Annotated in this window: 15 protein-coding genes and 4 tRNA genes; 11 read left to right on the top strand and 8 right to left on the bottom strand. The window is 57.0% G+C overall.

Annotated features, from left to right (window positions below; genetic code table 11):
- Window position 1: 1 nt before the first annotated feature.
- From P8935_RS21385 to thiL, 4 genes are all read right to left on the bottom strand, one after another.
- Entirely contained in the window at window positions 2-589 is a 588-nt protein-coding gene (locus tag P8935_RS21385; protein WP_348262337.1) for a hypothetical protein, read from the bottom strand.
- A 19-nt stretch (window positions 590-608) separates the two neighbouring features.
- Complete coding sequence (locus P8935_RS21380; protein ID WP_348262336.1) at window positions 609-1,175, bottom strand: hypothetical protein; 567 nt, start codon at window positions 1,173-1,175, stop codon at window positions 609-611.
- A 6-nt stretch (window positions 1,176-1,181) separates the two neighbouring features.
- On the bottom strand, window positions 1,182-2,732 hold the full coding sequence (gltX, locus tag P8935_RS21375; RefSeq protein WP_348262335.1) for a glutamate--tRNA ligase: 1,551 nt from the start codon (window positions 2,730-2,732) through the stop codon (window positions 1,182-1,184).
- 61 nt (window positions 2,733-2,793) lie between these two features.
- Complete coding sequence (gene thiL, locus P8935_RS21370; protein WP_348262334.1) at window positions 2,794-3,798, bottom strand: thiamine-phosphate kinase; 1,005 nt, start codon at window positions 3,796-3,798, stop codon at window positions 2,794-2,796.
- A 299-nt stretch (window positions 3,799-4,097) separates the two neighbouring features.
- Here thiL and P8935_RS21365 point away from each other — a divergent pair, with 299 nt between their 5' ends.
- The 3 genes from P8935_RS21365 to P8935_RS21355 all read left to right on the top strand — a co-directional run bounded on the left by P8935_RS21365 (window position 4,098) and on the right by P8935_RS21355 (window position 7,592).
- Entirely contained in the window at window positions 4,098-5,066 is a 969-nt protein-coding gene (locus P8935_RS21365; protein WP_348262333.1) for a M23 family metallopeptidase, read from the top strand.
- Window positions 5,067-5,348: 282 nt separating this feature from the next.
- Window positions 5,349-6,395 (top strand): cellulase family glycosylhydrolase, encoded by a 1,047-nt coding sequence (locus tag P8935_RS21360; protein ID WP_348262332.1) that lies wholly within the window; start codon window positions 5,349-5,351, stop codon window positions 6,393-6,395.
- A 234-nt stretch (window positions 6,396-6,629) separates the two neighbouring features.
- Window positions 6,630-7,592 carry an energy transducer TonB gene (locus tag P8935_RS21355; RefSeq protein WP_348262331.1) on the top strand — a complete coding sequence of 321 codons (963 nt, stop codon included), beginning with the start codon at window positions 6,630-6,632 and terminating at the stop codon, window positions 7,590-7,592.
- A gap of 130 nt (window positions 7,593-7,722) precedes the next feature.
- Here P8935_RS21355 and P8935_RS21350 read toward each other — a convergent pair whose 3' ends face one another.
- The 4 genes from P8935_RS21350 to P8935_RS21335 form a co-directional block, all read right to left on the bottom strand.
- Complete coding sequence (locus tag P8935_RS21350) at window positions 7,723-9,060, bottom strand: sorbosone dehydrogenase family protein (protein ID WP_348262330.1); 1,338 nt, start codon at window positions 9,058-9,060, stop codon at window positions 7,723-7,725.
- Window positions 9,061-9,270: 210 nt separating this feature from the next.
- Window positions 9,271-10,293, bottom strand: a complete 1,023-nt coding sequence (locus P8935_RS21345; protein ID WP_348262329.1) for a hypothetical protein — start codon at window positions 10,291-10,293, stop codon at window positions 9,271-9,273.
- Window positions 10,294-10,403: 110 nt separating this feature from the next.
- Window positions 10,404-11,261, bottom strand: coding sequence for a hypothetical protein (locus P8935_RS21340; protein ID WP_348262328.1), 858 nt, complete (start codon window positions 11,259-11,261; stop codon window positions 10,404-10,406).
- A gap of 179 nt (window positions 11,262-11,440) precedes the next feature.
- Window positions 11,441-11,908, bottom strand: a complete 468-nt coding sequence (locus P8935_RS21335; protein WP_348262327.1) for a hypothetical protein — start codon at window positions 11,906-11,908, stop codon at window positions 11,441-11,443.
- Window positions 11,909-12,370: 462 nt separating this feature from the next.
- Here P8935_RS21335 and P8935_RS21330 point away from each other — a divergent pair, with 462 nt between their 5' ends.
- The 8 genes from P8935_RS21330 (at window position 12,371) to tuf (ending at window position 17,388) form a co-directional block, all read left to right on the top strand.
- The gene (locus P8935_RS21330; protein ID WP_348262326.1) at window positions 12,371-14,359 is read left to right on the top strand and encodes a hypothetical protein; all 1,989 of its coding nucleotides are present in this window, start codon (window positions 12,371-12,373) and stop codon (window positions 14,357-14,359) included.
- Window positions 14,360-14,788: 429 nt separating this feature from the next.
- Window positions 14,789-14,864, top strand: a tRNA-Thr gene (locus tag P8935_RS21325).
- 213 nt (window positions 14,865-15,077) lie between these two features.
- A tRNA-Tyr gene (locus P8935_RS21320) sits at window positions 15,078-15,165 on the top strand.
- Between the two features lie 17 nt (window positions 15,166-15,182).
- Complete coding sequence (locus tag P8935_RS21315; protein WP_348262325.1) at window positions 15,183-15,461, top strand: hypothetical protein; 279 nt, start codon at window positions 15,183-15,185, stop codon at window positions 15,459-15,461.
- A gap of 23 nt (window positions 15,462-15,484) precedes the next feature.
- Window positions 15,485-15,560, top strand: a tRNA-Thr gene (locus P8935_RS21310).
- A gap of 89 nt (window positions 15,561-15,649) precedes the next feature.
- Window positions 15,650-15,724, top strand: a tRNA-Gly gene (locus P8935_RS21305).
- 27 nt (window positions 15,725-15,751) lie between these two features.
- On the top strand, window positions 15,752-16,060 hold the full coding sequence (locus tag P8935_RS21300; RefSeq protein ID WP_348262324.1) for a hypothetical protein: 309 nt from the start codon (window positions 15,752-15,754) through the stop codon (window positions 16,058-16,060).
- Window positions 16,061-16,200: 140 nt separating this feature from the next.
- Window positions 16,201-17,388 carry an elongation factor Tu gene (tuf, locus tag P8935_RS21295; protein ID WP_348262323.1) on the top strand — a complete coding sequence of 396 codons (1,188 nt, stop codon included), beginning with the start codon at window positions 16,201-16,203 and terminating at the stop codon, window positions 17,386-17,388.
- Window positions 17,389-17,551: the final 163 nt, after the last annotated feature.

The raw sequence follows: 17,551 nt of genomic DNA, 5'->3' as shown, positions 1-17,551 counted from the left end.
TCTAGTGCGGCTTGTCCAGATCTTCGGTACTTGAGTTCGAGAGATTCAAGGTGGTCAATTCGGCGCCGCTTTCAAAAAGGGAAGAGAGCGAGAATTTCGTCCCGCTGTCCGCAGGAATTTCGGGAAACTTCTGTCGGATTGCTTCTATGACTGTCTTTGATTGCTCCGCAGTGAGACGCGGGAGCACCGGCGTGAATCTCCAACCGTGCCGCACGTACAGCCCCGAGATGCCGCCATCGCCGCCATTGTCAAAACGAATCGACGTGACGTCCGTGGCTGGGATTGTTACGGACGTTGAGAACAACTGCCCAAGATTCCCCTCGGCTCGTATTTCGTCACGCGTCACGCGCAGTTTAGTCTCTCCGCCCTGAATCCAATTCACCAACAACGTTAGAGATGTCGATGCAGCCGCAATCCCCGCGAGGATATGAATCCAAAGCGTACCCATTCGCCAGAACATCCACAGGACGAAGAACGCAAACACGGGAAAAGCCACGGATTCTAGAAGCCCATCTTCGCGCGACACCGTGAACTCCAGGGCATCTGGCAGTTCGACGGTCTTCAATTCGACCTTGCTCACGAGGCTCATCGATCTTCCTCGATGCGACTCACATATCGATTAGGCTGCCGCTTCGCAAATCCAGCGTAAAGGGCTTCTCTTTATCGGCCATCATATGCCATCCCATCCCATGCAAGAAGGCGCCTTCAATGCTGGTAATGGTCACGCCTTCGTCCGATAGCTTCGGCGTTTGCCATGCCTCGCCCTGCGCACCCCATGCCAGAATCGCGCGATGCTCAACAAAGAGCAGGAGATCGTGTTCGACGACCGCATACACCTGCAATACCGGTCGGTACGGCACCATGCTGAACCGCTCAGGCGCACCCGTATCGATGATGTAGGCGTATCCGCCCGACACCGTGCAGATCTCTCGCGGATTCGGCGCCGACCAGATTCCCGTCGGCACCGCTGGATCGAGAAACCCAACGGCACAGGTCGCAAGAAAGGATTCGCCGTTGGTTCCATCCGGTCGAATCAAAACTTCCAGAGCGCCGCGCTCGATCTCTTCCACTTCTTTGGGATAAACAAAATGACGACGCGGCAGGATTACCGGTCGCCGCGGAAGAATTTGCGCTTGCCATTGATGCGGAAAGCAGAGATCGATTTGCCGGTTCACAGCTGCTCAACCCTGCATGAACGCATCAAGCCGCTGCTTGACACTGGGGATGCCAAGACCAAGATCCGCACCCTGCTCAATCAGAGGAACAAGCTTGTCAAAATCACATCCGGAACTCGTCCCCGTGAGAGCAATGCGCACTGGGTCGAACAATTGACTGCCGTCGACGCCGGTGGCCAGCTTTACCTCGTTCATCCACTTGGAAAAGTCGGTTCCTGTTATCGGTCCAGCATGGGCACGGACTCGATTGGCAAGCTCATGGAGCACCGTTTGTGCCGAAGCTGCTTGCAGGATAGCCGCATTCTCCGGCACGCCCCGCGCAAGACTTGGATCCATATGGAAGATGAAGGCGGCCTTCGCGGGAATCTCGTCCAGATGACTAATCGACGGAAGAAAAAGCGCGATGACGTGTAAAAACCAAACTAGCACTGCGTCGGAAGCCTCTTCCTTCTCGGGCAGCAATCCACCAAAGTAATCCCAGCATGCAGCGGCGAGCCGCGCGGGCGGCGCCTGTTTCATGTAATGGCGATTCAGCTCGTTCAGCTTTTCAATATCGAAAATTGAGGGGGTTGTGGTAATCCGCTCCACCGAGATGGCTTTGACAAGCTGGTCGGGAGAAAGTATTTCGGTTTTCCCATCCTGAGCACTCAAACCGAGTAGCGAAAGATAGTTCACCAGCGCTTCCGGCAGGTAACCCATCTCGCGAAAGCCCGACATCGAGATAGCGCCATGCCGCTTCGAAAGCCGCTCGCGGTCGGGTCCAAGAATCGCAGAAAGATGCACGAACTCCGGCACCTTCCAGCCGAACGCATCGTAGATGGCTACCTGCTTCGGAGTATTCGCAATGTGATCGTCTCCTCGAATCACATGCGTGATACCCATCAATGCGTCGTCCACCGTGACCACGTAGTTATAAACCGGGATTCCGGGGCTCGCTCCTGCTGTTCCCCCATGTGCCGAACGTATCAGGATAGGATCGCCGATGGTCTCAGGAGCGAATTCAAGATTCCCGCGCACCAGGTCATGGAACCGTATCGGCTGGGACGGTATCTTCAGCCGCACCGCGTACATCTTGCCTCTCAGCAGGCTTTCCTTGACCTCCGGTTTGGTCAGCTTGCGGCACTTTCCGCTATAGACCTGGGGCCGCTGCTGGGCGATTGCCTGCTCGCGCTCTGCTTGCAGTTCCTCCGGAGTGCAAAAACAGCGGTACGCTTTCCCTTCCGCCAATAACTGCGCCGTGTTCGATGAATAGATTTCGAGCCGCTTCGATTGGCGATAGGGACCGAATTCGCCTTTCTCACCTGGATCGCTCTCGTTCGGGCCCTCATCCCAGCTCAGGCCGAGCCACACCAGGTCTTCGATCAGTTGCTTTTCGTACATCGACTTCGAACGATCGAGGTCTGTATCCTCGACACGCATGATGAACTTGCCACCTGTCTGCTTGGCGTACAGCCAGTTGATCAGGGCAGTCCGTGCGTTTCCTACATGTAGAAGGCCAGTAGGGGAAGGCGCAAAGCGCACTCGTATAGTTCCGCTCTCCATATCACTCACGATCATAATCCGCTATCTCGCGGAAAGTTAGTGATTAACAAGGCTCTTGCACCGGAAGTTGTGGGGCTTAAGAAAAGTGTTGCCAGCCTTCCGATGTCAAAGAACGGCGTCCCGAACCCTCCAGCAGCACTACACGTGAACGGGAGCGATGCTTCTTCGTGATCCTTCCGATCTGGCTCACCCGTACGCCTGCAATTCTTCGAGGAAGCACAGCATCTGGCCTGACAGTAAAGAGGAGTTCGTAATCCTCGCCACCATGCAGTGCCTGCTCCAGCGACGCTCCTGTATGAATTGGCAGAGATTGCGCGTCAACTTCAGCGGAAACTCCCGACTCCTGGCACAAATGATTCAAGTCCGTTGAAAGGCCATCACTCAGATCGATAGCTGCCGTCGCACCTAGATTCTGCCGCAACCTAAGGCCCTGCACGATGCGCGGCAGCGGCCACAAATGCGGTGCAAGCCGAACATCGCCATCGGAATGACTCCGATCTGACCTCCGTGAGCCTGCTGTTTTTCGCAGCAATTCGAGTCCTGCTGCCGCTCCACCGAGAGCACCCGTAACGCAGAGCAGGTCTCCCGGCCTCGCGCCGGAACGGAGCATCGCTCGTCCAAGAGGAACGGCCCCCACCAGGACGACATCCGCCAAGGCCACGGGCGACTCGGCCAGGTCTCCGCCGGCAAGGGGCGTTCGATATTGGTCCGCAAGCGCAAGAAAGCCATCAAGAAAGCCGTCAACCCAGGAGGGATTGCGTCCATGACACACCGTGAGCTCACGCGGTAATCCCAAGGAAAGGAAAGCTGCTACCGGTCTCGCACCCATGGCCGCAAGGTCACTCAGACCACGTGCGAGGGTTCGGTGGCCCACCGCCCGCGGGGGGTGCCATTCCATCTTGAAATGCCGCCCCGCGATTGATAAATCAGTAGTTACAGCGAATTCTTCATCCGCTTTCAGCCTCAAAAGGGCGCAATCATCGCCGATTCCCAGGCGCAATGCGCTGCTCTTTGAAGAAGCTGCCCGGCCGCGAATGCGATCGATCAGCGCTAATTCTCCGTTGCCGCCCTTTCGGATCAACTTACCCGCCTCGCCGCGCATCTTATTGAGAATAGGGCAAGCCGCCGGAATATGCGGACTCGCTCATTACTTAGGGCTGGCCCGTAGAGACACTTAAATCTCGTTTGAGCCCGGTTTTTCGGTGGCAATTCGTTGACCCCGCAAGGTAGCGACTGCTAGCCTGATGGAACGTTCAACGATATGCGCTCCTGACAGGGTGTGCGATATTTCAAGCGGGGCTCCCCCAGCACCTGCGTCCATGGGATTAGTTGGCTACGCGGCGAGTAGCACCTTGCAATTTTTAATGTGAAGGCAGGATCATGCTGCGGAAACGCTATTACATTCTTTTCGTTGCCAGGGATGAAGATGGCCGGGTCAAAAAGATCCCCCTCCCTCTGCAATATGTATACGGATTTGTTGCGGCAGCGCTGGTTGGTGCGTTCACGATTGTCGGTCTGGCCGGTTCCTACACACGCATGCTCCTCAAGACGGAGCGGTTCAACCAGGTTCGCCAGGACAACCAGAATCTCCGCAACGATTACAAGCAGCTCGCGCAGGTTGCGCATGATCGCGACGTGCAGGTAGCTTCTCTCGGTGCATTGGCCAGCGAAGTGACCGCTCTATACGGTTTGCGCCAGCACAAAGTGATTCCAGCGAAGGCATCCGCTGCCGCGATCGCTCCCACGCCTGCCACGCTCGCTGTCAAAGACGACGTTACTGCAGCCGATGTGAAAATGACTTTCGAGCAATTCAATGCGCTGCGTGATCAGGCCATGTCGGGCCGAATGACACGCGCGCTCGAAGGTGGACTTGCTCCAGGATTCGTCGGGGATTGGACGCAGTTTGCTGACGCACCATCGATCTGGCCGGTTGAAGGTCGCGTTGGATCGAGTTTCGGTCAGCGCGAAGATCCTATCAACGGAGAAGGCGCGTTCCATCCCGGCATCGATATCGAGGCGCCGTATGGCACGCTCGTGCGCGCAGCTGGCGATGGTGAAGTGACCGGAGAAAATATGGGTGCCGGATACGGCCGCCAAGTGGTCCTCGATCACGGCCACGATCTCATCACCCTGTACGGTCATCTTTCGGCCGTTGCCGTTGTGCCCGGCCAGCACGTGCAGCGTGGACAGGTAATCGGCTACGTCGGCCAGTCGGGCCGCGCCACCGGTCCTCATCTTCACTATGAAGTGCGCGTCCACAAGGTGCCGGTGAATCCGCACAAATATCTGCGCAACACCTACGAGCAGGCAATTACGAACAGCAATGCCTCGCCGATCGCCAGCAAATAATCTTCAATTCAATCAAAGACACGAAAGCGGCTCCCTGCGGAGCCGCTTCTTCATTTGAGCGGACACCTTCATCTCGTTCAGATTTGCGCTGCAGACAGTTTCGAGCAGATCAGGCAATCAATTCCAGACGGACGTAGTATCGTTACCCTTTGGAATTTTTCGATGTACTCGGGGAGATGAACAGTGGCCTTTCGCTTTCGTTTTTTTTCTGCCTTGTTGATGATCACGCTATTCTCATGCGCAACTTCTTTCGCCCAGAACGCTCAGGACCGTACATCTGAATTGAAAATCGCGTTCGCGCGTGCGCAACATCTGCGTCACGGAATCAACGCATCGGAGTGGTTTGCTCAAACCAGCAATTACTCGGCTGAGCAAACGAATAAATACACCGATGATTCAGATATCGCGTTAATGGCCCAACTCGGTTTCGACAACGTCCGCCTCAGCATCGATGCGGCTCCGCTGACGCGAAGTCTCTTCGGCAGGGACGTCGATTTCATGACCCGCCTCGATCACGCCGTTGATCAGATGATCGCGAAGGGCATGGCCGTTCAGATCGACATTCATCCCGAAAGTGATTACAAGAAGCGCGTCAGCTCATCGAGCGAAGGTGTCGATCGCTTTGTGATGCTCTGGCGCAAACTGGCCACGCACTATTCCGATCGCAATCCCGACCTCATCTTTTTTGAGATCATGAACGAACCGGAAGAGCGGGATCCGTATCGCTGGGCAGGCGTTCAGGCGCGTGCCGCAGAGGCTATTCGCGAAGCTGCTCCCAGAAACACGATTATCGCCACAGGACCTAACTGGTCATCGATTGCCGACTTGCTTACGCAAGAACCACTGCCCGATGGCAACGTGATTTACAACTTCCATTTCTATGAGCCGCACGAGTTCACCCACCAGGGCGCCGGCTGGGGCGGAACATGGTGGATTTACACGCATGATATTCCTTATCCCGCAGACGAGAGTTCGATGCAGGACTCGTTGAAGCAACTTCCCGACGCATCGAGCCGTTATGCCATGGAACACTACTGGCTCGATCACTGGGACGCGCATCGCATACGTTTGCAAATCGATGCGGCCGCGGCGTGGGGCAAAGACCGCAAAGTCCCCCTCATCTGCAATGAGTTTGGAGCCTATCGTGAGCACACCAAATCCGCCGCCCGCATGAATTGGATTCGAGATGTTCGCACCGCACTTGAAGCCGACGGAATCGGCTGGACCATGTGGGATTATCGCGGCGGCTTCGGCGTGGTCTGGAAGCAAGACGGACAGCCAGCTAAAGTCGATTCCGCAGTCGTCGAGGCGTTGGGATTGAAGAAATAACCACGCATCCGTCCTGACTCAAAAGCACCACGAGTCCTGGGTGGGAAACCACGATGACAGCCGATCTTCATAGGCGTGGGTGTCGCTGCGCGCCGATGTTACGACTGCGATTCGCCTTCGAAGAAATCGGCAAACATGTTCGCCTCCAGGTGACAATCTGTCCCGCGGCCTGTCTATCTGACAAACCTTCAGATGAAAGAGCGGCTGCAAGCTACGGCTGCGCGGAAGGAATGTATGACACAGCCGGATCCGGCCAGCATGCAACGTCCCGAAGCATTTCTAACCACCGTCGAAGAACCGCCCATCTGGTCCGGGCTGTATGAGAACATCCACGACCGGCTGTTTCCAGACAAGCTTCCGCCGCTGGAGTTGACGTCCCGGCCAATTCCTGTACCCGATCGTATGGCATCGAATACGAATCCCTGGGCAGTCGGAACAGCCACGTTCATTAATGGCACCATACTGGCTCTTGTGCTGCTAATGGGCGTTAAAGCGGTGGTCCTCAGCGATCATGTTCCTAAGCAGAATTCAAAGTTCCACATCGACGATTTCCCCTTACTCGCGCCCGCGAGATTGGCGTCCTCCGACGGCGGCCAGGGGGGCGGGACTAACGATCCGATTGATCCGAATAAGGGCCGCCTACCGAAACTCGACATAAATACTGTCGAGAAGGTGCAGGTCCCCCTGCTCGATCACCCTAAGCTCGCGTTGGACAACAGCATCGCTTTGCCGCCCGACATCAAGCTTCCTGATAATCCGACAATCCCCATGATCGGTGTTCATATTTCGGCAAATGTCACGGTTGTCTCTGGCGGTCCTGGCAAGAATGGCGGCATCGGCTTTGGCTCCGATGGCGGCGATGGCCCGGGCAGCGGAGCGGGTTGGGGTCCAGGTCCGGGCGCCGGCATCTACACGCCAGGCCTGGGAGGAGTGTCACAGCCCATTCCGATATCTACCCCGGAAGCGGAATTCTCAGATGAAGCGCGTCGTCAGAAGTATCAGGGCGTGTGCCTGATCTCCGTTATCGTCGATGCCCAGGGGAATCCGCAAAATCCACGCGTCGTGCGACGGCTGGGAATGGGCCTCGATGAAAAGGCATTGGAAGCCGTTCTAAAGTATCGATTCAAGCCCGCAAAAAAAGACGGCAAGCCCGTGCCGGTGCGCATTTCGGTGATGGTAAACTTCCGCTTGTTCTAGCGAGAAGCGCAACTCAGAGGTTGCGTTTCTTTTTTGGATGCTGTGCTATCCATACAACGCACCGTAGCCGGGTGCCACAGGTCTCTATCCTGAGACCTGGGATCCGTGCCATGGACATCAAAAGGGTTAGCTATTTGCCGGTGTAAACGATGTGCCAGATGGATCGCGTGCCGTCGTCAGAAACAAACAGCGATCCGTCTTTGGCCTCGGCAACGCCTACCGGACGTCCCCAAACCTGCCCGTCACCTTCTGTAAATCCAGTGAGGAAGTCCTCATACTCGCCCGTCGCGTGGCCGTTCTTCATGGGCAAGCGGATCACTTCGTAGCCGGAACGCTGTGCACGATTCCACGATCCGTGCTCACACGCGAAACCGTCGCCTTTGAATTCCGCAGGAAACTGCGATCCTTGGTAAAACATCATCTCCAGCGATGCGAAGTGAGGATTCAGAATGATGTCAGGTGTGATGACCTTCGGCCCGAGTTCCGGGTGCTTGCCGAGGTGGCGTGGATCCTGGTGTCCGCCCATGTACCACCACGGCCATCCATAGAAGCCGCCTTCCTGCACATGGGTCACGTAGTCGGGTACGAGATTGTTGCCAAGCCCATCGCGTTCGTTGGTTGAGCACCACAATTCGCCCGTGATGGGATTGATCGCCTCGCCAACGCAGTTGCGAATGCCCCAGGCATACACCTTCACGAATTTGCCCTCGGGCGTGAACTGCAGCACGTCGGCGCGGTGATATTCCTCGGGGTGGGTGTCGCTGTCGTCCACATTGGAGTGCGAACCGACCGATGCAAAAAGCTTGCTTCCGTCCTTTGAAAAGATCAAGTCGCGCGTCCAGTGGCCGCCTCCCCGCAGGCGCCCTCCCCCGGGTAACTCGGCGAGATCCTCGGCAGCTCCACTAGCCTTCAAATCGCCATTCTTGTAGGCGAAGCGAACAATGCCGTCGGTTTCGCCAACGTACACATACTTAGGGTCCGGACCGGATGGATAGAACGCAATGCCAAAGGGCTGGTGCAATCCCTCCGCGAAAACCGAGGTCTGCTGCGGCTTTCCGTCCGGGGTCACGCCGCGAAAAACTCTGATTTTGCCGCTTTCGCTCTCAGCCAGAAACAGGTCGCCATTGGGTGCAACACGCAATAGACGGGGATTGTCGAGCCCGGTGGCGTAAAGTTCCACCTTGAAGCCCTTAGGCGCAACCGGCCACGCATTCGCCGGCCGTGGAATCATGCTGGGACCGTTATCGACCGCCTGATCCGGCGCCGGAGCAGGAAGGTCACCCACGGTCAGGTGGCGCCGGGTGCCGGGGGACTCGTGAGCAGCGTCGGTAAAGGCTGCCTGGCCTCTCAGAACTGGAGTCGATGCCTGATTCTGGTCCGGCGAAGACTTCTTTGCGGCAATTACGCCTATCGATAACAGGCAAAAGACAGTGCATATCAGAGCTTGCGTTCTGAGGAAGCGGAGCATGAAACCTCTCTGGGGATATCGGTAGTTGCGGCTCAAACCCGAGCCTACAGAACAGGATGCGAGAAACACATCCCGGGAGTCTATAAAATTCGGCCAGAAATGGAGAAGGCCGCCGATTTGGTTCTATCCCCCAACCCAGGAAGAAGGAACTCATGACCGGCGGCCTGAACGAAGCAGATCTTTCTCGCAGTTCTTTGGGAAGCGCGACAGTTATTGAGATGCCCCGGCAGGGGGTGGGGTTGTAGGGGTTGTCAAAATATTTCCGCTTTTCGTAATTTGACTTAAAAATGCCGGCGAAAGGTTGGCAGTCGCGACCACTCGGTTCCGCTTTTGCGTCACTTCCGTCGTTCTCAACAGTTCCCGAAGGGCATTATTAGGCAAATTGTCAGCCAGTTGCGTCGTAGCCTCACGAGCCAGCGTGACAATCGTCGCGAGAGCAGCGGCCTGGTTGGCTGCCTTGTTCTCATCGGGAGCGATCTCTTCAACCCGGAGATGCACCGAATTGGCCAGTGGGAGTCCGGGCGTCACACTCGCAATGATGGTGGAATCATCCTGCAGGGGCAGCGAGAGACCGAAAACATTGATTGCCCCACTCTCAGACAACGGGAGGCCAATCTGCCCCACTCCCCAGGCGACCGCAAGCAGCGGCACGTCGTGGAAGTGCTGCGACAACAATGTCGAACCCGCAAATGGCAGGGCAGCGGTCCGATGCCGGTCGATGATGGAGTGGATCATCTCCGTGGTGGGATAGTTAGAGGCCGCAATCATGTCATAGCCCACTTGAACCACGCGGACGGTGCGATTCTCCGAGGGAATGCTGTAGATGGTGTGGCCCGCATACACCTCGCGGCTTGTTGCGTGGGCTTCTAGCCAGGTATTCAGGCGTTTTCCAGTCAACTTGCCAGAGAGCACCAGAGAGTATGCCACCGCGCCGTTGGGACCGCTGGGGTCCTGCATGCGGTGCAGCGCAATGGCGGCGGAGTCAAGATCGCGCTCCCAGTCTATTCCGGTAGCGTCTACGAACTGCTGGTACTCCGGAACGCGCGCAGGCGGCTTCAGATCGTTGCGGAGAAATACGCGGACAGGCTTGAGGTTGAAGTAGAGAATGCCATCTGACTCGGGAAGCAGGCGGGCTCCCTCAGGCGGCGCCTTCGAGCGCAGGAAGACGGCAAGAGCCAGCAGGACAAGGACACCGGCGAAAACCAGGAGCGTTCTACGCGTGCGTTTATGCATCAACAAGGGGAGGCCGCAAGGGGCATCCCTCTATAGGATATCGGACCCGGCCGGGTTCCTGCGGGATGTACGCGCCTCTCGGCTGAGAAGCGGCTGGACTGCCAGTCTCTCTAGTGCGCGAAGGCGAAGCTGTAGATTTTGCTGGCCGTCGGAATGCTTCCGCCTACCGGGACATCGGAAGGGGGCAGAAAACCGTATTCACCCCGGTCCATATCCTCGCCAAACTGGATGAGATAAACATGTGGGGCGATTTTCTTAGAGGTAAACTCCATCACGTCTCGCAGCGCACCGCCCGAATCGTGCACAATGCCTCCGTTTGCGGCGCGAAACTCGCGGCTATCGGCGTTTACGTGCAGATGCAACAGTTGGTATTCACCAGGCGCTCGGCCTTCCGGAACGTAAAGGATGAACGACGCCGGCAATTTGAGATTCAGAGAGCTGCGGTTTCCACCCACGATGCCTGACGTTTCACCCTTCAACACGCCGGCACTTGCATAATGCTTCAGAGCGCCGCCGGCCTTGAAATTGACAACTTCGGCCGGAACTTCCTGCCACGTGCTCCCGTCTTTGTCGAGATAGTAGACGCCAACACTGTCAACGCCCGCGGGAAGTCCGCCCGGCGCAAGCATCACGCCGCCGGTCGTGTTCCCGGCGCTGCCCGCTCCACCCTGATTCGCAAGGGATGGATTCGCCGGAGTTGCCGCTGCCGCTGGAGCAGTCGCTGTAGCACCGGAAGCCTTGAGTACAACCGCAGCCACCACTTTGTCGCTGGCGCCCGCCTTCTTCAGCGCGATTAACCCATTCGCAGAAGTGTCGTAATTGCCCGCTGACGAGTTGATGGTGGTAACGATCAGGTCTTCGGAAAGCCCTGCTTTTACCAGCTTGGTCACCGACGCATTATCCAGCGCTTCCTGAGCAAACAAAACCGAACTCGCGAGCAACACAACGGTCAGAATTCCGTGACGCATAAAGCCATACCTCGCCGCAAACCACGCAGATCAATCTTTGGGGACAATCGAATGATCCCGCGATTGGGCGGCCCCAAGCAAGCCAATTCATCCAGGTAACATGACGAGCGGTGCATGCAGAGAAAACAACGGCGCAGCCGAAGCCGCGCCGTGAAGATGCCAGTCACATGAAACACAAATCAGTTTTTAACGGTCATCGCATCCGAATCAACTGCCTTCTTTCCTGTCACTCCCTCGAGTCCCGCCAACAGGCCTCGATAGTCGTTCTTGTCGGCTTGGAAGGCAAACCCACCTTTCTTTCCCCCGTCATCCCAAGTTAGTCCGATGTAATGCTTTTTAGATTTAGACAATGCCAATAAAGCTCCAATCCCGAGAGAAACAACGGCGACGCCGATGGCCGCACCTACTCGACGATGGACGTCCTGACCATAACTGATCTCAGTGACCGCTGAAGCTGGAACTACCGCGATCTCTGTCTTGTCCTTCATGATTCGTATGTTGCTGCCGTCGATGAACAACTTCATTCCGGTTCCAGCTTTGGCATTTTGGATGGACCCCCCGTCATAGGCGATCTTGTAGCCGTTATCGCCGGCAAAGGCAGTGAGTGGAAACAAAGCACACATCAAGACTGCGATGATCCTTTTCATATGTTCTCCCGCCGAGATTCATCGGCATGAATTACTCTGTGGTCCTCTGAACGAAACAAAAGTCGTAAAGCGCAGCTCAATCGAGCTGCTAGTAGGTCAAGACGACCAGAATTCAGTTTGGAGGCTCTCGAAATGATCGACTTCTGAGAGGTGAAATTCAAGAGGATTCGATCCAGAGTTGATTACCTGTGATTCGCGTCACGATGTGTGCGGGCTCACATGCGAGCAGCATTTTGCGAACGCAACAGCAGTCACATGTTCTCCATAAACCTTGACACCTTCTCGACGTTTCGGTGATGCTGAACTCCCAATTCTTTTTCCCTTATCTTTCAATTCCACGGGCACTATCCGTTTTCATTCAGGATTTATCTGTCAAATATTTGTCCGCAGAAATCTGACGCACGACAGGTTTTCTTCCCGTCGCGACTTTACATTCCTATGAATCGAATTTGGGGGCTGAGTATGTTGCTTCGTCTTTCCCTGAAACCTGCAGTTTACGTTTCACGTTTCGTCCTGGTCCTTCTGCTTGCCACCGCCGTTGTCGGCGCAACGTCATCAACCGCCGCCGCGCAGAGCGTCTGGGATCAACTCAAGGCCCAGGCAAAAAAGGCCAAGCAGGGCGCCACTCCGGCTGCCCAGCCAGCCGCGCCAGGACAACCCGCAAAGCCAGGGCAGCCTGCGACAAAGCCGGGGAAGGCTGCCGCGGGCACGGCTGCAGGAGATTCCGGGCCGTTCACAGCGCCGGCGGGCACAGTGATTACTCCGCTGGTGATTGGGCCGTCGTCCATTCCGATGAGCAGCGTGTCGGTGAGTCCGATGGGCGTGCATGCATCGGTAACGACGCAGAGCGGGAGCCGGTCGGTGGTGCTGCTGGATGGCGTTCCGGGGCCCAAACTCGACAAGATGCTGAGGGGCGGGGGGCAGGGTGGCGCAATCTACTCGCCGGATGGAAACCACTCGGCGTACTGTGCCGCGATTGGCACACAGTGGGTGGTGTTTGAAGATGGCCAACAGCAGTCGGCCGGGCCGGCGACGGCAAGTGGCGCTACGGGTAGTGCGCAATGCGAACTCGCGTTTTCGTCGAACAGCAAACACCTGTACTACAGTTCGATTCAGGACATAGGCTTGTCGAACTCACCGGCCCGGTTTGTGTGGGATGGCAAGCCTGGACCTTGGGGATATCCAGGTAACGGGTTCAGTTATGTTGTGTTCTCGCCCGACGGGGATCATGTGGCGTATCCGTTCACCCCGCCGGGTTCGACGACAATGCAGCAGTTTGTGGTGGACACGCAGGTAGCGCCGTACAAGTCGGACACCATCAAGTTTGGCGGTGACGGGATACACATCTACTCGACGATTCGGCAGACGTCCGCGGGGCCGAGACCGGTGCAGACGGTGACGGGCCTGATCGACGGCAAAGCAGTGGTGAAGGCGGATGATGTGCGGTGGTTTGTTCCGTCGGTGGGCACCATGGCTGTGGCCGTTTTGACGAAGAATGGGTCGCCTGCGTTTTCGGAAGCGCTCATGGTGGGCGGGAAACTGGTGGCGGCGAGCCAGACGCCGCCCGGTGGGCGTTACGGCAACGTGGTGTTCTCTCCGGACGGCAAACACTATGCGGCGATAGCTACTGGGGGCAGCGGAGCGTGGGTGTTTGCCGATGGCAAAAAGCAGCAGACATACCAGAGCATCGGCCTCAGCGGCACAGGATCGGTAGGGTATACCGCGGACTCGTCCGCGCTCGAATACCTGGCGGGAAATTCCGGTTCCGTATGGGATGTAAGGAACGGGGAAGAGTCCGATGCGCTGATGATGTCCCAGGCGCCGCTGTTCGCGCCCAAAGGCGGTCACTCGCTGGTGATTTCGCTCAGGGCAGTCCTGCTGGACGGAAAACCATTGCAGTTGGGCGACCTCTCGCGGTCCACCACCATGGCTGCAAGTTTCAGCCCGGACGGGCAACACGTTGCGTTTGTCGTGCAGAACGCTCAGGGCCGTACGCTTTACCGGGATGGCGTGGCGCAGTCGGCGTACAGCGTGGTTAATACTGGCGGCCTGACGAAAGACGGCACGCGCGCTTACGTTTGGAGCCCGGACAGCCAGCACATTGGGTATATGTGCCGGCCAAACAATCCCGCGGCGAACAACGATGTATATGCGTGCGTGGACGACAAGGCAGTACGTCTGGGGTCTGGATACGGCAATTTCGCCTTCTCTGCGGACAGCAATCACGTCTTCTGGGGCAAGGTTATAGGGCAGGGCGTGTTCCGGGTGTTTGCGGACGGCAAGCCAGTGTATGAGGGCAAGACTCCAGAAACGGGCGGTATGCTCTATGGCACTTGGGAGCCGCAGCCGGATGGCTCGCTGCGATTCTTTTCAGAAGACGCGACGAATCTTCTCCGTGTTTCCGTTATGCCGTCGTCTTCGACGACCCTGGCGACGGCGTTCGGGAATTAGGCATCGGGTGCGACGAAGGCGTTGCGCAAATCCATTACTTCACCATGACGCAGGCGGCATCACTGTCCTCTCATTTTGGATCGCTGGCTCGTAATGGCGAGGCGTTACAGCTCTCTGCTGTTGCATCGAGGACCAGGAGGAATTGAAACGGGTGTCGATTACACCCTCGCAGGGATCAAGTACTGCGACGATGTTTCTGGGGAAATAGGCTGGCTGATTGGTACTGGAATGGCTGGGCGGAGTCCAGAATTCCAGCCTGCGTATCCCGCATCCGGACGAAACGGGAAATACAGCTTTTTCCATGAAGTTCCGCCGTTTGCTCCGCTGTTTCCTGTGTGCTAACCTTAGAAACTGTGCCGTGTAATGCGCGGAGCCGGAGTGTGTCCGCGGATTTACCGGCGTTCCCGGCAATTTGCTTCAAGTGGTCGGGCTGGCGTAGCTCAGCTGGTAGAGCATCTGATTTGTAATCAGAGGGTCGGGGGTTCAAATCCCTTCGCCAGCTCCACTTAACGGCAAGAACGGGCGACGGGTGGCAGCAAGTTTTGGGACCGGCGAATCGATTCAAAAAGCCGGACCTGTCCTCTGCGGTGATCCCACTGAGGTGCATGCTCCGACAAGCCGGAGGTTCTCCGGTAAGGTCGTGATGTGCGGAAGTGGCTTGGCGGGGATCGAAGTTGAGTTTTAGTGCCGGGAGATTTCACGTCCGGCGTGGTGATGGGCACAGGTGGCCGAGCGGTTAATGGCAGCAGACTGTAAATCTGCCACTCATTCGAGTTACGGAGGTTCGAATCCTCCCCTGTGCACCACGATTTGAGGTACTGAAATGCGCGAGGAACCGGGTGCGGAAGTCAACGCAGGTTCAGAGCGCGAAGGTTTGAAGGGGTCTGACCAGGATCTTGCCCGGAAGTACACGACAGCGCTGGTTTTGTATGCGATTCTGGCAGCGCTCAGTTGGTTTACCCTTGATGGAAAGATTCAAGTCGGGGGAAAGTTGGTGGAATTGAGGTTGATTCCACTGCTCATCATCGGTGGCCTGGCATTACGCACCGTGGTGGCGATGAAAGCGGAGAAGATTCGCCGCGAAGGGGAACAAGGGCGGTAGTCCAGCCCGGCAATTTTAAGAGGGCTGATGTAGCTCAGTTGGTAGAGCACTCCCTTGGTAAGGGAGAGGTCACCAGTTCAATCCTGGTCATCAGCTCCAGAGTTTTGAGTGCACAGTGGGACAGTGCACAGTGAACAGAGGCAAACGAAACTGTTCACTGACCACTGCTCACTGTCCACTGTTTTCAGGCGGGAGTAACTCAGTGGTAGAGTCACAGCCTTCCAAGCTGTTGGTCGCGGGTTCGAGTCCCGTCTCCCGCTCCAGTTAAGGAACAGAGGCAGAAGCAACAGATGTTCGAGCAAGCAGCAATTTCGGTTCAGGACGAGAAGACGTACGCAGCGCTTCACACGCAGATCGACGCGGCGTTCAAGCCGAGCGATGTGGAAGTATTTCTCAACCGTGTGATCCGCCAGAAGCTCCGGATTCGGGATTTTGAGAGCGTCCTCAGTCGCGGGTTGCTGGGCAACGAAGCGATCGCGCTGTACAAAGCGCTCCCGGTTTCTGATCAGGGATTGACCCGCGAGCGTTATCTGCGGTTGGTAGAAGCAGTACCGGGCGACCTGCGGCAAAGGTATCTGAAGGCGTACGCGTACTACTGAGAAGACGAGCTGTCAGCTTCTAGCGGTTCGCTATTAGCTTCAGCTCAGCAGATGTTGAAGTCGTTCGGCTCTGACGGAAACGAGCTAAAAGCTAATGGCTAAGAGCTAATAGCTGAAGAAAAAAGGGAAGGGAATCGAGCATGGCGAAGGAAAAGTTTGATCGTTCGAAGCCGCATGTGAACGTGGGAACGATTGGTCACATCGATCACGGCAAGACGACGTTGACGGCGGCGATCACGAAGGTATTGCAGAAGCACAACCCGAAGAACACGTTCCGTTCGTTTGACTCGATCGACAACGCCCCGGAAGAGCGGGAGCGCGGTATCACGATCGCAACGGCGCACGTGGAGTACGAGACCCCGAACCGGCACTACGCGCACGTCGACTGCCCCGGTCACGCCGACTACATCAAGAACATGATTACCGGCGCGGCGCAGATGGACGGAGCGATTCTGGTAGTCGCAGCGACCGACGGTCCGATGCCGCAGACCAAGGAGCACGTTCTCCTGGCTCGTCAGGTAGGCGTTCCCTGCATCGTGGTCTTCCTCAACAAGTGCGATGCGGTGGAAGACGAAGAGCTGACAGACCTGGTCGAGATGGAAGTTCGCGAACTGCTGTCGAAGTATCAGTTCCCGGGCGACGACGTTCCGGTCATTCGTGGATCGGCTCTCGGCGCCCTGAACGGCGAAGCCAAGTGGGAAGCCAAGATCGACGAGCTGATGGAAGCGGTCGACAAGTACGTTCCGCAGCCGGAGCGCGCGGTCAATCTGCCCTTCCTGATGCCGATCGAAGACATCTTCTCGATCTCCGGACGCGGCACGGTGGTGACCGGAAGAATCGAGCGCGGCAAGGTGAAGGTGGGCGAGGATGTCGAGATCGTCGGCTTCCGCGAGACCCGCAAGTCGGTTTGCACGGGCGTGGAAATGTTCAAGAAGCAGCTGGACGAAGGCCTGGCGGGCGATAACGCCGGCATCCTGCTGCGCGGCATTCCTAAAGAGGATGTCGAGCGCGGCATGGTTCTGGCCAAGCCGGGATCGATCACGCCGCACACCAAGTTCAAGGGCACCGTCTACGTGCTGAGCAAGGAAGAAGGCGGCCGTCATACGCCGTTCTTCAAGGGCTACAGGCCGCAGTTCTACTTCCGTACGACGGACGTGACGGGAGTGGCGGAATTGCCCGAAGGCACGGAGATGGTGATGCCGGGCGACAACGTGGAGCTGGTGATTGAGCTGATTACACCGGTCGCCATGGAAAAGGGTCTGCGCTTTGCCATCCGCGAAGGCGGACGCACAGTAGGCGCAGGCGCGATTGCGGAAATTATCAAGTAGACGCTAGCCGCGTCGGGCGGACCGCCCTTCGGGCGCATCGAACGGCGCGGCAAGCGAAATCTGATCACTGTTCTCTGAGCACTGATCACTGAGTTTGAGAAAACTGATCACTGTTCTCTGAGCACTGATCACTGAATTTGAGAAAACTGATCACTGTTCACTA

Origin of the sequence: Telmatobacter sp. DSM 110680 (assembly GCF_039994875.1) — a bacterium.
Taxonomy (GTDB): domain Bacteria; phylum Acidobacteriota; class Terriglobia; order Terriglobales; family Acidobacteriaceae; genus Telmatobacter.
This window is presented reverse-complemented; position numbering and strand designations above follow the sequence as displayed.

Coding starts and splice junctions, on each gene's coding strand:
- P8935_RS21385 (WP_348262337.1), bottom strand. CDS start 589: ATGAGCCTCGTGAGCAAGGTCGAATTGAAGACCGTCGAACTGCCAGAT.
- gltX (WP_348262335.1), bottom strand. CDS start 2,732: ATGATCGTGAGTGATATGGAGAGCGGAACTATACGAGTGCGCTTTGCG.
- P8935_RS21365 (WP_348262333.1), top strand. CDS start 4,098: ATGCTGCGGAAACGCTATTACATTCTTTTCGTTGCCAGGGATGAAGAT.
- P8935_RS21355 (WP_348262331.1), top strand. CDS start 6,630: ATGACACAGCCGGATCCGGCCAGCATGCAACGTCCCGAAGCATTTCTA.
- P8935_RS21350 (WP_348262330.1), bottom strand. CDS start 9,060: ATGCTCCGCTTCCTCAGAACGCAAGCTCTGATATGCACTGTCTTTTGC.
- P8935_RS21345 (WP_348262329.1), bottom strand. CDS start 10,293: ATGCATAAACGCACGCGTAGAACGCTCCTGGTTTTCGCCGGTGTCCTT.
- P8935_RS21340 (WP_348262328.1), bottom strand. CDS start 11,261: ATGCGTCACGGAATTCTGACCGTTGTGTTGCTCGCGAGTTCGGTTTTG.
- P8935_RS21335 (WP_348262327.1), bottom strand. CDS start 11,908: ATGAAAAGGATCATCGCAGTCTTGATGTGTGCTTTGTTTCCACTCACT.
- P8935_RS21330 (WP_348262326.1), top strand. CDS start 12,371: ATGTTGCTTCGTCTTTCCCTGAAACCTGCAGTTTACGTTTCACGTTTC.
- P8935_RS21315 (WP_348262325.1), top strand. CDS start 15,183: ATGCGCGAGGAACCGGGTGCGGAAGTCAACGCAGGTTCAGAGCGCGAA.
- P8935_RS21300 (WP_348262324.1), top strand. CDS start 15,752: ATGTTCGAGCAAGCAGCAATTTCGGTTCAGGACGAGAAGACGTACGCA.
- tuf (WP_348262323.1), top strand. CDS start 16,201: ATGGCGAAGGAAAAGTTTGATCGTTCGAAGCCGCATGTGAACGTGGGA.